The 15,190-nt window shown below is 69.8% G+C and carries 13 protein-coding genes; 6 read left to right on the top strand and 7 right to left on the bottom strand.

Annotated features, from left to right (window positions below; all coding sequences use genetic code 11):
* Nucleotides 1-39 precede the first annotated feature (39 nt).
* From WMF27_RS20910 to WMF27_RS20935, 6 genes are all read left to right on the top strand, one after another.
* Entirely contained in the window at nucleotides 40-471 is a 432-nt protein-coding gene (locus WMF27_RS20910) for a transposase (protein WP_437944447.1), read from the top strand.
* Between the two features lie 307 nt (nucleotides 472-778).
* Complete coding sequence (locus WMF27_RS20915) at nucleotides 779-1,480, top strand: superoxide dismutase family protein (RefSeq protein WP_437767121.1); 702 nt, start codon at nucleotides 779-781, stop codon at nucleotides 1,478-1,480.
* A 353-nt stretch (nucleotides 1,481-1,833) separates the two neighbouring features.
* Nucleotides 1,834-2,499 (top strand): dihydrofolate reductase family protein, encoded by a 666-nt coding sequence (locus WMF27_RS20920; RefSeq protein WP_437944448.1) that lies wholly within the window; start codon nucleotides 1,834-1,836, stop codon nucleotides 2,497-2,499.
* Nucleotides 2,500-2,938: 439 nt separating this feature from the next.
* Nucleotides 2,939-5,551: a rifamycin-inactivating phosphotransferase gene (gene rph, locus WMF27_RS20925; RefSeq protein WP_437944449.1), complete on the top strand. Its 2,613-nt coding sequence runs from the start codon at nucleotides 2,939-2,941 to the stop codon at nucleotides 5,549-5,551.
* 609 nt (nucleotides 5,552-6,160) lie between these two features.
* Entirely contained in the window at nucleotides 6,161-7,216 is a 1,056-nt protein-coding gene (locus WMF27_RS20930; protein ID WP_437767118.1) for an alpha/beta hydrolase, read from the top strand.
* 268 nt (nucleotides 7,217-7,484) lie between these two features.
* On the top strand, nucleotides 7,485-8,135 hold the full coding sequence (locus WMF27_RS20935; protein WP_437767117.1) for a hypothetical protein: 651 nt from the start codon (nucleotides 7,485-7,487) through the stop codon (nucleotides 8,133-8,135).
* 155 nt (nucleotides 8,136-8,290) lie between these two features.
* Here the strand turns inward: WMF27_RS20935 and WMF27_RS20940 are convergent, their stop codons facing one another.
* From WMF27_RS20940 to WMF27_RS20970, 7 genes are all read right to left on the bottom strand, one after another.
* Nucleotides 8,291-9,073: a hypothetical protein gene (locus WMF27_RS20940; RefSeq protein WP_437767116.1), complete on the bottom strand. Its 783-nt coding sequence runs from the start codon at nucleotides 9,071-9,073 to the stop codon at nucleotides 8,291-8,293.
* The gene (locus tag WMF27_RS20945) at nucleotides 9,073-10,038 is read right to left on the bottom strand and encodes a hypothetical protein (RefSeq protein WP_437767115.1); all 966 of its coding nucleotides are present in this window, start codon (nucleotides 10,036-10,038) and stop codon (nucleotides 9,073-9,075) included. Before WMF27_RS20945 ends, WMF27_RS20940 begins: the two co-directional genes overlap by 1 nt.
* A 213-nt stretch (nucleotides 10,039-10,251) precedes the next feature.
* Nucleotides 10,252-10,842 (bottom strand): Uma2 family endonuclease, encoded by a 591-nt coding sequence (locus WMF27_RS20950; protein WP_437767114.1) that lies wholly within the window; start codon nucleotides 10,840-10,842, stop codon nucleotides 10,252-10,254.
* A 77-nt stretch (nucleotides 10,843-10,919) separates the two neighbouring features.
* Nucleotides 10,920-11,186 (bottom strand): hypothetical protein, encoded by a 267-nt coding sequence (locus WMF27_RS20955; RefSeq protein WP_437767113.1) that lies wholly within the window; start codon nucleotides 11,184-11,186, stop codon nucleotides 10,920-10,922.
* Between the two features lie 32 nt (nucleotides 11,187-11,218).
* Nucleotides 11,219-11,842 (bottom strand): RNA polymerase sigma factor, encoded by a 624-nt coding sequence (locus tag WMF27_RS20960; RefSeq protein ID WP_437767112.1) that lies wholly within the window; start codon nucleotides 11,840-11,842, stop codon nucleotides 11,219-11,221.
* Nucleotides 11,824-12,456, bottom strand: coding sequence for a hypothetical protein (locus tag WMF27_RS20965; protein ID WP_437767111.1), 633 nt, complete (start codon nucleotides 12,454-12,456; stop codon nucleotides 11,824-11,826). The genes WMF27_RS20960 and WMF27_RS20965 overlap by 19 nt, the downstream gene beginning before the upstream one ends.
* 971 nt (nucleotides 12,457-13,427) lie before the next feature.
* Nucleotides 13,428-14,888 carry a protein kinase domain-containing protein gene (locus WMF27_RS20970; protein ID WP_437767110.1) on the bottom strand — a complete coding sequence of 487 codons (1,461 nt, stop codon included), beginning with the start codon at nucleotides 14,886-14,888 and terminating at the stop codon, nucleotides 13,428-13,430.
* Nucleotides 14,889-15,190 lie beyond the last annotated feature (302 nt).

Below are 15,190 nucleotides of genomic sequence, written 5' to 3' on the forward strand. Positions count from 1 at the left end.
TCCCCCACCCGAGGGAGCCCCCATTTTCGGGGTGTCCTGATGCCTTCGTGGGTGCGTGAGCCGGACGGTCTACTCCGTGCCCTGCTCGGGTTGAGCAATACCCTTGTCACGTCCTTCGATTTCACCCTTTCGGGAACGCCCGAGGCCAAAGCCATGAAGAAGACCCGCTTCGCTCTCCAGAAGAATCCATGGAACCTGATGCAGCCCGAAACCGAGCGGCTGGCGGAGGTGCAGAGGCGCAATCGAGAACTCTACCGGGCTCACCTGCTCGAAGAGACGCTCGCTGGCATTCTCGACGGTTGCCAGGCGAACGTCGCGCGCGAAAAGCTGGTAGATTGGACTGGCTGGGCTGCTCGGTCGCAGCTCGATCCCTTCAAGAAGGTCGGCCGTGCGATAAAGCAACACTTGAAATGGCACTTTCGCTCGTTCTTTTTGCGGGAAGAGCGTCTATTTTATGCAACGCTGGGGTGAAATCAGGATTCTCTTGACTGGCTCGGTCGCGAATACGATCGCCTCGCTGCCAGGACAGCCTCCTTCACCGGGGCGCTCGAGGCTGGACAGCGCTCACGGCGAGCTCAAGCGCTGAGCGCGGGAAGCAGGACCACATTTTTCCGCTATCAGCGCAGCTCCCCCGCCGAAAATTCGACCGATGCGTGATTTTTATAGCTGAAGCTGCTTGGACGCTCGCCGTGTTGGGACATACTGGTTCCCTCGATGGCTTGGCCGCATCCGGAGGCAATTGCCTGCCCGCTCGGATCGCGCTGAGGAAAGGAGACTTATGTCACGATGGTTGAAGCTCTCGTTGCTCGCCCTTGGTGCCGGCGCTCTCTTGGCCGCGTGCGGGGATGACGGTGAGTCGTCCGCCGGCTCCGGCAGCGGCGCGAGCACGTCGGCCGCGACCGGCTCGGGCGGCGGCGACGCCTCGACGAGCACCTCCGCGTCCGGAAGCGGCGGCGGTGACGGCGGGAGCGGCGGCGGTGACGGCGGAAGCGGCGGCGGTGACGGCGGAAGCGGCGGCGGTGACGGCGGAAGCGGCGGCGGTGACGGCGGGAGCGGCGGCGGTGACGGCGGGAGCGGCGGCGGTGAGTCCCTGCGGGCCGAGGCGGAGCTCCAGGGGACGAACTCGAGCGGTCTGACCGGGACTGCGACGTTCACGCAGGCCGGAGAGGATGTGACGCTCACCATCACGGTGTCCGGCTGCCCTGCCGGCGAGCACTCCGCTCACATCCACCAGAACAAGAGTTGCGAGAACAACGGTGATGCTGCGGGCGCCCACTGGATCCCCAACGGCGAAGGGCTCGGCAGCTTCACGTGCAATGAGGCGGGCCAGGGCACGCATAGGGTCAAGCGCGGGACCGATATTTGGACCGTCGGTGACGACGAGGCCACCGACGTGACGAAGTACGCGATCGTGGTGCACGCCGCCGCAGACCCGCAAGCCGGCAGCCGCATCGGCTGCGGGCTCATCGAGCTGGAGTAACCCTCCGCGAAGCGCTTCCGCCCGGGCCTCCAGGGGCGCATCCCCCTCCGACCCAACGCCCGGAGGGCGACGTGTGCCCGCGGCACGCTTTTTGTGCCTTGGCGTTAAATTCTCCGGTCTCCCGCCACGAGTAGACACGCCCATGCACCGCCTCCGCGACCACGGCCTGCGAGCAGCCGACGCATCCCGCGGATGCCCGCAAGTCGTTCTGCCCTTGCTCGGCTCATGCGCCCACAGATCCTGCGGAGGAGCCAAAAAAAACTTCGTCGGCGTGTCGATCCGGCCCCGGCTCGTTCGTCGTCACTTCAGAAGAAGGGTCGCAGGCGACGCCTGCGCCGGAAGGAGTTGCGCGCATGTCGAGGCTTCGGGTACACGCGTTTGGGATCTCGATCGACGGTCATGGCGCCGGTCCCGGCCAGGATCTGGCCAATCCGATGGGCGTCGGAGGGATGGCGCTGCACCAGTGGGTCCTCGGCACGAGGACATTCCAGAGAATGTCCGCCGATTTCGCTGGATCGCTGATCGGCGACACGGTCGGCCGAGCGGGCGTCGACGACGACTTCGCCGCGCGCGGCTTCGAGAACCTCGGCGCCTGGATCATGGGCCGCAACATGTTCGGGCCGCAGCGGGGCCCCTGGCCCGACGACGGCTGGAAGGGATGGTGGGGCAAGAACCCGCCCTACCACGTGCCCGTCTTCGTGCTCACGCACCATGCCCGTGAGTCCTTCACCATGGAGGGCGGAACGACCTTCCACTTCGTGACCGAGGGCATCCACGCCGCGTTGGAGCGCGCGAAGGAGGCGGCCCAGGGCAAGGACATCCGGCTCGGCGGCGGCGTCGCCACCGTTCGGCAGTACCTCACCGCGGGGCTCATCGACGAGCTCCACCTCGTGATCTCCCCCGTGCTCCTCGGCCGGGGCGAGCACCTCCTCGCCGGCATCGATACGGTGAGCCTCGGCTACAGGTGCACGGAGCGCGCCTCCACGGACCACGCCACCCACGTCGTCCTGACGAAGTAGCTTAACGCCTGCGCGCCGAGATCGAGCGGCAGCGGAGAGCCTGAAGGCGAGGCAGCCCGCGCGGACCCGGGTTGGTGTCCGGATTCGACCGTTTCGACCCAAGGGCTCCGCCGGCGTGCAAGGGAATGCCGGGACGGCACTTCCTCATCTCCCCTTGGCGACCTTGGCGCCATGGCGGTTTTGCTGCCGCTCCGGGGCAACTTCCCGCAGGCGACAGAGGGTGCAGCGCATCTGCGGTGTTGCCTCCGGGGCGAGGCTGCTGCGCGCGTCGAGCCACCGGAAGCATGGGTGCCTCCCGTCGACCTGACGAGGTCGCCATGCTGGGGTTTCGCTCGGTGGAGCCCCGCCTGGTTCGCGTTATAGTGGCGCCCTTCGACGAGGGGGGCGTGACGATCCGTCGACGCGAACGAGCCGCCGACGCCCTGATGGAGGTGAACGGATGCGGACCTATGTGCTTGCTCTCCAGGAGGTCGATCGAACAAAGGCCAGGGTGGTCGGCGGGAAGGGCGCCAACCTGGGGGAGCTCTCCAGGATCGAGGGGATCCGCGTGCCCGCTGGCTTCTGCGTGACGACCGAGGCCTTCCAGCGGATCATGGGAGAAGCGCCGGCGGTCGGCGGGTTGCTCGATCGGCTGTCGTCGCTCGCGGCGGAGGACCGGGACGGGATCCGGGAGCTCAGCGCCGAGCTGCGCCGGATCATCGAAGAGACGGCCATCCCCGAGGACTTACGAGAGGCGCTCACTCAAGCTCTTTCCACGCACGGCGCGGGCGACGCCTATGCCGTGCGGTCCAGCGCGACGGCGGAGGATCTGCCGGGGGCTTCCTTCGCGGGCCAGCAGGATACGTACCTGAACGTTCTCGGGACGCAGGCGATCCTGCAGCACGTCCGCCGGTGCTGGGCATCGCTCTTCACCGAGCGGGCGGTGACCTACCGGATCCAGCACGGCTTCGATCACCGCAAGGTCCACATGGCGGTGGTGGTGCAGAAGATGGTCTTCCCGCAGGCCGCCGGGATCGTCTTCACGGCCGATCCCGTCACGTCGAACCGGAAGGTGTCGTCGATCGAGGCTGGCTTCGGGCTGGGGGAGGCCCTGGTCGCCGGCCTGGCGAGCGCCGATCGCTACAAGGTGCGCAGCGGCCAGGTCATCGAGAAGGCGATCGCCAGGAAGACGCTGGCCACGCGTGCCCTGGAGGAGGGCGGCACCGAAGAGCGGGCGATCGAGCCCGAGCGGCAGGACGGGCAGGCGCTGACCGACGCGCAGATCCTGCGGCTGGAGCGCCTGGGCCGGCAGATCGAAGGGCATTTCGGCCACCCCCAGGACATCGAGTGGTGCCTGGTCGAGGAGGAGCTCCACGTCGTCCAGAGCCGGCCGATCACGACCCTGTACCCCATCCCCGAAGCGGGTGATCGGGGCAACCACGTCTACATCTCCGTCGGCCATCAACAGATGATGACCGACGCGATGAAGCCCCTTGGGCTGTCGTTGTTCCAGCTGACCTCTGGCGGCCGCATGCTCGCGGCGGGCGGCAGGTTGTTCGTCGATCCCACGAAGCAGCTGGCCTCACCGGCCAGCCGGGACGCCCTCCTGGCGCTCCTGGGGCGCTCCCATCCGCTCCTCAAGGACGCCCTCTCGACGATCATCGAGCGGGGAGACTTCATCGAGCCGTTGCCCGACGATCCGACGGCCCCGCGCCCCGGGCAGGGCAAGCAGGCGCCCGGGCGCTTCGACGCGCAGGCCGAGGACGACCCGGCGCTCGTCGCGGAGCTGATCGAGCGCACCCAGGCCTCGCTCGCGGAGCTGAAGCGCGACATCCGGACCAGGGCCGGAACGGCGTTGCTCGACTTCATCCGGGAGGACATCGAGGGGCTGAGCAAGTCCATGTTCGGTCCGCGGAGCATGGGCGCGATCATGGCGGGCATGAACGCCACCTCGTGGATCAACGAGAAGATGATGGAGTGGCTCGGCGAGAAGAGCGTCGCGGACACGCTCTCCCAGTCCGTGTCGAACAACATCACGTCGGAGATGGGCCTGGCGTTGCTGGATGTCGCCGACGTGATCCGTCCTTATCCGGACGTGGTCGCTTATCTGCAGAGCGTGAAGCACGATGGCTTCCTGGAGGAGCTGGTCGCGCTCGACGGCGGCAAGGAAGCCCGGGACGCCATCCGGGCTTACCTCGACAAATACGGTATGCGATGCGTGGGGGAGATCGACGTCACGAGGGCCCGCTGGAGCGAGGAGCCGGCGACCCTGGTCCCCTTGATCCTGAGCAACATCAAGAATTTCGAGCCTCGCGCCGGCGCGCGGAGGTTCGAGCAGGGGCGGCAGGAGGCCTCGCAGCGGGCGCGAGCGCTGCTCGAGCGGTTGAGGCAGCTGCCGGACGGGGAGCAGAAGGCCGGCGAGGCCCAGCGGATGATCGACCGGCTCCGGAGCTTCATCGGCTATCGCGAGTATCCGAAGTACGGCCTCGTCAATCGCTACTTCATTTACAAGCAGGCCTTGCTGCAGGAAGCCGAGCGGCTCGTGCAGGCCGGCGTGATCCACGAGGCCGAAGACATCTACTATCTCACGTTCGACGAGCTCCGCGAGGTCGTGCGCTCCCACCGGCTGGACGACCGGATCGTCGGCCAGCGGAGAGCGGAACACGAGCTCCACAAGAAGCTGTCGCCGCCGCTCGTCATCACGTCCGATGGGGAGATCGTGACAGGCGCGCACAGACGAGCCGATCTCCCCGCCGGGGCCCTCGTCGGCCTGGCGGTCTCCTCCGGCGTCGTCGAGGGACGAGCCCGCGTCCTCCTGGACATGGCCGACGCGGAGCTGGAGGCGGGGGACATCCTGGTCACCCCCTTCACCGATCCCAGCTGGACGCCCTTGTTCGTGTCCGTCAAGGGCCTGGTGACCGAGGTGGGGGGCCTGATGACCCATGGCGCGGTGATCGCCCGGGAATACGGCTTACCGGCCGTCGTCGGCGTGGACAACGCGACCAGGCTGATCCGGGATGGACAGCGCATCCGCGTGCATGGAACGGACGGGTATGTCGAGATCCTGACCTGAGATCCGCGGCGCTCGCGCTCCTCGTCGGGGCCGCGCTGGGCGCCTTCGATCGTCCGGTCGGCGCGGGGCCGCGCACCATCGCCGCCATCACCGAGAAGGCGACCGCCAGGAAGATCCTGGAACACCTCGGCCTGCCCGCCGATCCGACCTCGCCGCGATCCCGGACCCGCGACCCGGACGACCCGGCCTCCTGATGGGCGGCGCCGCAGAGTAGCGAAAGGCGTTTGGACCCCCTACCCACCGAAGCCACGTCCGCCGTACGGCCCGGAGCGCCGCTGCATCTCACGAGGCCGGCCACCGCTGCGCACCCATCGGATCATCGAGGATCGCCGCGCGGCGGTTTTTGATTGACGCCGGCAATGTGAGCGTTCACATTGGCTTTCTGGATATTCTTCCGCTTAACCCTGGATAGACTGTCATGCGCATCGGGCCCTTCTCCTTCATGCGCGTTAACCCTGACGGTCGGCTCTCGCTCCAGATGAGCAGCATGCAGGGGAGCGTTGCAACGGTTCCAAGGCGGAACGCCTGGCAACCACCTGTCTGCCAACTTCGTCATCGTCGGCCTGAAGCAGGCGCTTGGCGCTGGCGTGACGTAACCAGAGAGGCCTCATGTACAACAAAAAGAAAACCGTCAGGCGCTTCAATGTCTTCTGCTTGCTCTCGAGCGTCGCGCTGCTGGCGTGCGGCGAAGACAACGGCGGCGCGGCACAAGCTGCCGGTGCGGGCAGTTCGAGCGTGTCAGCCACCACCAGCGGGGCGTCGACCGGCGGAACCGCTGGGTCGGGTGGCGCGGCCAGCAGCGGTGCCGACACCAGCGCCGGTGGAATGGGCGGAGCAGGCGCGGGCGCGGGCGGAGCAGGCGCGGGCGCGGGCGGAGCAGGTGACGGCGGCGCTGGAGCCGGCGGAGCCGGTGGTTCGGCGCTCCCGCCCATCACGGATTACTCTGCCGAGGGTCCGTTCGCGACGACCGTGGAGCGAAACGTGGGGCCGAACGGAGCCTATACGGTGTTTAGGCCCGAACCCTTGGGTGTGGACGGCTTCTTGCACGCTCCGATCGTTTTCGGCCCCGGCATCGGCCAGCAGGTGGCGGTGCACACGACCATGCTGACGAACTTTGCTTCTCACGGTTTCGTGGTCGTCGGGTGCCCCGTCCTCAGTGGCGGCCCCGGCGACGCAGGCAATCTCATGAAGATGGAGGATGGTCTCAATTGGATCCTGGAGCAGAACGACGCGCCAGGCAAATACCAGGGCAAGCTCTACGTCGATCACGCGGTCTCGATGGGCTTCTCGGTCGGCGGCACCTCGGCCGTGCAACTCGGCGGTCACGAGGCGGTGGCCACTGTCGTCTCGATCCACGGCCACAGGGCCTCGACCGACCTCCACGGCACGATGCTGCAGACGACTGGCACCCGGGATACTGTCGGCATGCCCCTCCAGCAGGACACCTACGACATGTCCGAAGTGCCCACATTCCTGGCAACGCTGACGGGCGCGCCTCATCAATACATCGAGAGCGACGGCGGCGGCGAAGAGCGGCCCGCGATCGTCGCATGGATGCGCTACTGGATCTACAACGACATGGGCGCGCGGGGCCATTTCTTCGGCGATAATTGCGTGTTGTGCAAGGCGCCTTGGGAGAATCCCCAGCGCAAGAACTGGGAATAACCTCCTCGGTCATTCTCTCCGCTTTTTTGCGCCTTTGCGCCTTTGCGCCTTTGCGCCTTTGCGTTAAAATCCGAGGTCGCGCAGGCCACACCCGCGCGTCGCGGTGCGACGGGCACGCGACAAACTCGCCGACAGCAACGCGGATTCCACGGTTCGCGGGCGGCATATCGGTTGCTTGGCCGGGCGTCGAACGCACAGCGATCCAGGCGCGTCGCTGCGTGTCAGCCAGCCAGCGCCGCGGCGCCGCGCGAGAGCGCAGGAGCCCACGGTGACGACCATGTCGAAGCACTTCTTCCGCACCGCACCGCTCCTCGGAATCCTTGTCACCACCGGCTGCGCCGCGACGGCCGGCGTCGATGAGCTCGACGACGAGCCGGTCGGAGAGGCCGAGAGCGCGCTCGCCGCCGAGATGACGCTCAGCCCGAACCAGCGGATCGTCAACGCCGCCTGCCTTTACACCGCGAACCCGGACGTCGCGGTGAGCCAGTTCGCCGAGGCGTCGCCGGGCGGCTACTGCAACGGCGTGATGATCGGCCCGAACGTCTTCTTCAGCGCGGCCCACTGCGGGGGTGGGCCGACGACCATCACCTTCCGCACGTACCGGAACGGCAGCACGGCCGTGTCGGACACGGAGGGCTTCACGTGCGACGCGATGGCGCAGACGTTCAACGACACGGACGGCGTGCTCTTCTTCTGCTGGCCGAACGCCGCCGGCGAGAACCCGGGCGACACGTATGGCGACGTCGATTTCGACGTGTCGCCGCCCGTCGTCGGACAGCAGATCTACAGCATCTCGGCGAACAACCAGCAGAACGGCGGCCTCGCCTTCACCCCGCCGTCGGACGACAACAACCTGCAGATCCGCGTCTCGACCGGCGATCCGGTCCTCGTCGACAACATCGCGATCACCGCGATGTGACGCGACGCCGGCGACGCCCGCCTGCACCTCTGTGGCCCGCGCGAGCCTCCACGATGGTGAGGGGCGGGCTTCATGCCCTGAGGCCTCGACCGCCTGGCGACGGGAGGCCTGGTTAGCCGCGATGACACACCTGGATACGGCCGTGTCGGATCACCTCACGGGACGAACGCGATGTCGTCCACGAGCATGTCGAACACGGTCGACTTCGCCGTGTGGAACTCGATCGAGTAGGCGTGCGCAGCGTCGAACGCCGGGGGCGCAGGCACGCCCCAGCCGTCCGTGCTGAGGATATCGAACATGACCGTGTACTGCGCCCACTCGGTCGTGATGTCGATCCCCTCGCCGAAGTGGTCGCCGCAGCCGGTGCCTTCACACACGCCGCCCTCGCGATCGGTGTTGCGGTCGGGGAAGTTCACGTAGATGTGCGTCGGCGCCGCCGCCTTGGCCCAGAAGGTCAGGCCCGAGTAGGCAGAAGCGTCGTAGGTGAGCTTCGCGCCCCCCGGGGCGAAGTTCAGGTCGAACCCCATGCCGGCCCCCCTCGAGAGGAAGCCGCTCCCCGCGACGTGAGCGGCGTACTCGCTCGAGTCGTGCCCGGGCGAGACCGGCACGAACGGGCGGCCGGGCAGAGGGGTCTGCGCGCCGCCCCGGGTGCCGTCGTTGTACGTGTACCAGCTGCCGACACGGTCCTTGCACCGGAGGATCGCGCCGTCGCCGTCCTCCAGGTCGTCGAGGAGCGCGGTGCAGGCAGGGAGCTCGGGCCCCGCGTCCGAGCCGCCCGAGCCGCCCGCACCCGCGTCCGAGCCGCCGGCTCCCCCGGCGCCGTCATCGAGGCCGAACGGATCCGGGTCGTATTCGCCGGGCGAGATGCCGAGGACGAGGCCGCATCCGCTCAGCGACACCGACGCGCAGAGGGCGACCGTGAGCACCAGGAAGCGCATCAGAAGCTGCCTTGCACGAGCGCTCCGCCCACCGCGGGCGAAATCGCCAGCGACGCGCCCTGGGCCGAGCTCCTCGCGGTGAGCCACAGCACGCCGCCGCCGGCGACGGCCGCGAGGCCGACGCCGAAGACCACGGTCGCGACGTTCGCGCGCGCCACGGCGCTGCCGCGGATGTCCATGCCGCGCCGATCGCAGCGGTCGCCGTTGCAGAACGGGCGCGACTCGTCGAACCTCGACTTCGCCGCGAGGCCGAGCGCCGCCCCGACGCCGACGGCGACGACCCCCGCGCCCGCCGTGACGAGCGCGATCGCGCGGCGGCCATCCCCCGCGCCGCCCGCGTCGCTCGACGCGGGGTCGTCCTCCAGCGCGCGCACGACGAGGGTCGAGGTCACGCCGCCCGGCTTCACCTCGACCTGCGCCGTCCACGCCCGCTTGCCCGGCGCGCTGGCCTGGATCACGTGGGTCCCCGCGTCGACCGGCATGGGCACGCCCCACTGGCCGGGGCCGACCGGCGTGCCGTCGCGCTTCACCTCGAGGCCCGGCGTGCCCGCGGCCTCGACGACCACCGAGAGGCGCGAGACCTTCGGCTGGACGGCCGCCGCGCGCTCACGCGCCTTCGCCTCCTTCGCCCGGTCGCCGCTCGCGTGCACCCGCGCGGCGACCTCGAGGAAGTGCGCCCACGCGGAGGCCATCTTGCCGGTGCGCTCGTAGCAATCGGCGAGGAAATAGCGGGTGTTGACGCTGTCGTAGAGGCGCAGGCTCTCCTCGTACTTGGGGCAGGCGCGCGACGCCTGGCCAGCGTCGACGAGCGCTCCCGCCTCCCGGAACAGCGCCACGGCGCCCGCCTTGTCCTCGGCCCTCGCCGCGCGCCCGCCGGCGATCGCCGCGGCCAGGCCGATGCCGATCGCGCAGAGACGCGCGGCGCGCCCGCGCTTCGGTCGGCTTTTCGTCTGCGGCGGCGTCATCGTGTCGGCGAAGGTATCAGAAACCGGACGTGCAGCAGCGGCGCACGTCGGTGATTGGCACCTAATGGACTCTTGACATGACTCGTCAACCTTTGCCGGAAGGTCGCAGTCGAGGCTTCCTGTCGATGAAATACCTGGCGTCCGAGCCCGCGGGCGCGCCACCCGTAGGCCTCGAGGCGCTGCTCGTCGTCACAGCCGGCGGGCTCCCCTCCGCTACTTCGCCCAGAGCACCGAGCGATCGAGCTCGATGGCCTCGAAGGGCTCGGCGCGGACGCGGGCGGCATCGCGGTGGACGACCGCGGGCCCCCAGCGGCCATCCGCGCCGAGCACGCACACCTCCAACGTCCGCGCGTTCGGGTCGACGAGCCACGCGTGCCGCACGCCCTCGCGCGCGTAGATGGGCATCTTCTCGTCCCGGTCGACGTCCTCGGTCGACGGGCTCAGGACTTCGCAGATCCAGTCCGGAGCGAGCGGGAAGAAGGCCGTCTCGGGCAGCTCGGGCATGCGCTCGCGACGCCAGCCGGCGAGGTCGGGCACGAGCGCGTCGAACTCACCAGCCGCGTTCGGGTCGGGGAAGTGCAGTTCGGGCTCGACCAAGAGGGTCCAGCCGCCGGGCCCGCCACGGCCGCGGTCGAACGGGCCGAAGAGCTCCCCCTGCAGCGCGCTCTCCGCCCTGGAATGCCGCGGCGCCGGCCGGGGCATGACGTGGAGCACGCCCCCGATGAGCTCCGCCACCTTGTTCGGCGGGACGGCTTCGAGGTCGGCGTACGTCGCGCGGCGCTGCTTCCCGGCGGGCTGGCCCATGGACGAAGCCTGCCTGCGGGCGGGCGGCGGGGCAAGGCGGCGAGGAGCGGGCCAGGTCGACGCGCCGGCCGGGGCGCTCAGCGACGCAGGGCCACGACGGCGATCGCCAGCGCGAGCCCGAGCGCATGCGCGTGCGGGTCCGGCGGCTCGATGCTGGCGACGTCGGGGCGCGGATCGGAGACGGTCATTTCGACGCCGGGGTTCGGAGGGCTGGTGAACGCGGTGACGTTGGGGTTCGGCGGATCGACGATCCAGGCGACGCCGGAATCCGGCAGTTCGACGCTCGCGGTCACGCGGGGGAACGGCGGATCGACGATCTCTGCGTCCTGGGGCGGGAGGAGCATGCGGCGAAGCTAGCACGACGCAGCGGCGGTCTTCACCCTCGCCGCGGGCGAAGCGCCCGAGTCAGCGCTGCGATCCCGCGAGCGCGCCACTTGTAGGCCGTGCTGACCGGCGCGTCCTGCTGCTCGGCAACATCCTCCATCAGCGTCTCGAAGATGTCGTGGGAGATGATGACGTCAGCCTCGTGCTCTGGCAGCTGGTGCAAGGCCTCGAGGAACGCGAGGCGCTGCTCCTGGCGCTCGAGCGCCTCATCAGGGTTCGGCGTCTCGTGCACGGCGCGCGGCGGCTCCGCAACGACCTCCTCGCGTCGCACGCGGGCGGACGCCAGGTGATGCCTGACGCGATGATAGGCCAGCGTCCGCATCCAGACGGCGAGCGCCCGCGCGGGCTCCATATCCGGGTCGGGGCGATAGCGACCCTCCTCGCTGGCTTGCCATGCGGCGAGCATCACGTCTTGCGAGAGGTCATTGACGTCCTCGCGTGTCGCCTGGGTACCGCGAAGGCCGCGCGCGATGGCGGCGCGCACGAGCCGCACCTGCCCGAGGAGCTCCGCCGGGGTGAGCCGCTTCGCTGCGAGCTCGCGATGCTTGCGGTAGACGACCGCGATCGCGAAGAAGACGAAGTGCCAGAGCGTGAGCGCTACGAAGTCCGGCGCCAAGCGAGGACTCCCTGTGTTGGAGTGAGGGCGAGGTAAAGCGCGAAGAGGATCGAGCGCGCGAGATCCCACGCTCCGAAGATGCCCACCCGGTACGGGCCGGCGAGCATCGTCAGCTCAGCAACGACGATGAGGCCGCCGACGAAGTGGTGAGACTGCGCGGGCTCGCGTCCGAAGTACCATCGAAGGAGGAACCCGACCGACACGCAGAGCGCCGCGAGCTCACAGGCGGTGTAGACCTTCGCGAGCAGCGCGCCGCGGAGCGCCGGATACCCGATGGCGAGAACGGCCACGGCGACCGCCCACGCGATGAGCACACCCCACGGGCGCCGCCGGCCGAAGATCCACACGGCGAGCGCCGCCACCCCGGCCATCCAGCCGACGAAGAGGGCTGACTCGAGGTGGAAGGCGACCCGAACCCAGCCGGTGAACGGCGCGCCGGCGAGCTCGACGCGCGCGGGCCGGAGCACCCTGGCGCCGATGATCTCCCGCACGGCATCGGTCGCGAGCCCGTACCCGAGGAGCCACGCGATCGGGCGGTGCTCGGGGCGATGCCGCGCGACGATCCAGGCGAGCACCGTCACGACGACGGAGAAGGCCCACAGCGCCGGAATCATGGCGCTGTCCGGGCCTGGCGGTGGGAAAGGTCGTGCTCAGGGCCAGGCGCGCGGGCGGGGCCCTCGCGCCGCGCTGTCAGGGCTTCGGCGGGCGAGGCGGCAAGCACGGCGCCGACGGTACGCGGCGCATCCAGGAGGGCCAAGAAAGGGCGGCCCCCAGGCCGAAGAGGGCGAAGAACTGGAGCAGCCTGCCTACGAATCCGGGGTCGGGAGGGGTGATCGGCATGGCCGGGAGGCTACCAGCGGCCGCCCGTGGACGTCGTCCGCTTTCTTGGCCGGGCGGGTCGACCTGTGGCACGCGCGCACGCGCGCGAGGCGACGGTGCAGTGTCAAGCGGGAGATCGCGTCCGAGCGACGACCTTCGCCGCGCGACCGCCTCGACGGCGCCGCCGGCCGCCAGCCGGCTGAGCAGCGCGCGAAGGCTACCAGGGCTTCCGCCCGGTGGGTGTCGATTTCGTGAGAGAAGATCGTGGGCATCCGTAAGCGGTGCCCGGGGCCGGCGATGGCGGAGCCGGCCGTCACCTGGCGGAGGGCTCGCCCTCACGGTGGCCTGCCACCCGCCGCCGCGTCTTGCCGTGCCAGGGCGAGTGGTTCCGCCTAGGTCTCGCGAACTCTTCGAACGCAGCGACGCCCGACAGCCGATCCGCGTGCACGATCTCCGGTCGACGATGATCACCGTGAACCTGGCCAACGGCCGCTCCGAGACATGGATCGGCGACCGAACCGGGCATACGAATTCAATTATGATTCAGCGGTACAGGCGTGCTGCGCGCACGTTCTCTGAGCTCGGCCTCGGGGAGCTCGCTCCGCTGGACGTGGCGATTCCAGAGCTCTCCCCCGACCCGGGGGGAAAAGGCGCGGGAAAGGGCGGAGAGGGAGAGGGGCCCTCGGGGGGCTCGACACGAAACAGCGGTGCTCACCGCACGATGCGCGATGGCGGACGCGAGCCCTCGGGGCTCTCTGCGTTGGAATCAGAAGACGTCGCGCGAGAACGGGTCGGCGCTGGAGGGCCGCTTCCCCGGCGGCGCGCCGCGCTTCGCCGGCTGCGCCGAGCCGCCCGGCCTCGCGGGCTTCTGCGCGGCGGGGGCGCCGGGGGCGGCGGCACGCGCCCCGGGCGGCGGCCCCACGGCCGACGCGCCGGGAGCGGCGCCGGGCGGCGGCACGGCGCTGGCGGCCGGCTCGACGGCCGCGTCCGGCCCGGCGCTCGGCTGCGCGGCGCGCGGCTCCGGGACCGCGCCCCGAGGGCCCGCCGGCGACGCCGTCTCGCGCTCGATGTCGCTCGGGGCCCGGTCCGACAGGCGCCAGAGGAGCAGGCCGCCGCTCACGAGCGCAAGGCCGAGCCCGAGCGCGGCGGCGCGCTTCTCGCGCGACGCTGGCTTGCGGTTCGTCGTACCGAGCGGCGCCATGGTGAGCGCTCCCCCGCCGAGGGGCACGGTCGACGCGGGGAGCGTCGCCCCGGCCGCGGTGATCGCCGTGGCCGTGCGAGCAGCGCCGGGCGGCAGCGCCCCGGCCGGGAGCGCGCCGCGCAGCGCGCCGAACAGGCGCTCGGCCGCCGCGCGCGCGTGCGGCGGCGCGAACGGCACCAGCGCGAGCGCGAGATCCGCGACGGTCGGGAACCGGCGATCGCGATCGCGCGCGATCGCCGCGAGGATCACCTGCTCCAGCGGCTCCGGGAGCTCCGGGCGGAGGGCGCGCGGCCGCTGCGGCTCGCCCTGCGTGACCAGGTAGACCAGCTGCGCGAGCTCGCGCGCGAAGAACGGCGTTCGCCCCGTGAGCAGCTCGAAGAGGACGACGCCCAGCGAATAGATGTCCGCGCGGCCGTCGACGTCGCTCGAGGAGCGGAGCTGCTCGGGGGACATGTAGAGGGGCGAGCCGAGCACTCCCCCCACCCGCGTCAACGCGTGGTCCTCCGCGTGCGTCATCTTGGAGATCCCGAAGTCGAGCACCTTGACGCACGGCGAGCCGTCCGCGTTCCGCGTGACGAACAGGTTGCTCGGCTTCACGTCCCGGTGGACGATGCCTTGCGCGTGCGCCTCCGCGAGCGCCTCGCAGACCTGGAGCACCAGCTCGACGGCCACGGGCACCGCGAGGCGCCCGCTCTCGGCGAGCACGGCGGCGAGGTCCCTCCCCTCGAGGTGTTCCATCACCATGTACGGCGCGCCGCTCTCGAGCGTGCCGACGTCGGCGACGCGCACGACGTGCTGGCTGCGGACGCGCACGGCGGCGCGCCCCTCCCTCAGAAAGCGCTGGAGGATCTCCGGATCCCGCACGTACTTCGGCAACAGCACCTTGATCGCGACGCGCTCGTCGAGGGCGAGGTGGCGCGCAGCGACGACGAGCCCCATGGCGCCCCGTCCGAGGACGCTCTCCACGCGATACTTGCCGAGGAGGACATCCCCGGGGGCAATCGTGGTCTCGTCAGGGCTCGACATGGCATGCCAGGGCGGAAGAAGGGCATCCACTATGCCACGTCACGGTCAGAGGCTCATGCAATTTTCCGCTGCGCCGGCCTCAGCCGGGCAGCGCTGCCATGGATTGGCCTATCCTGTCCTGTCGCGATCGCTCCTGCCTGACTCGTCGCGACCCGCCGGGAGCAGAGCGACGACAACCGAATCTTCAGCGATGGCCGCGGCGCTGACGGGCCCTTCCATTCCTTCCACCGATTGTTACGAAACGCCACACCCCCACGGATTGTTACGAAACGACACACCTCCTCGCCCAGCGATCGGGCTTT

It is taken from the genome of Sorangium sp. So ce281, from assembly GCF_051527395.1.
Lineage (GTDB): Bacteria > Myxococcota_A > Polyangia > Polyangiales > Polyangiaceae > Sorangium > Sorangium cellulosum_B.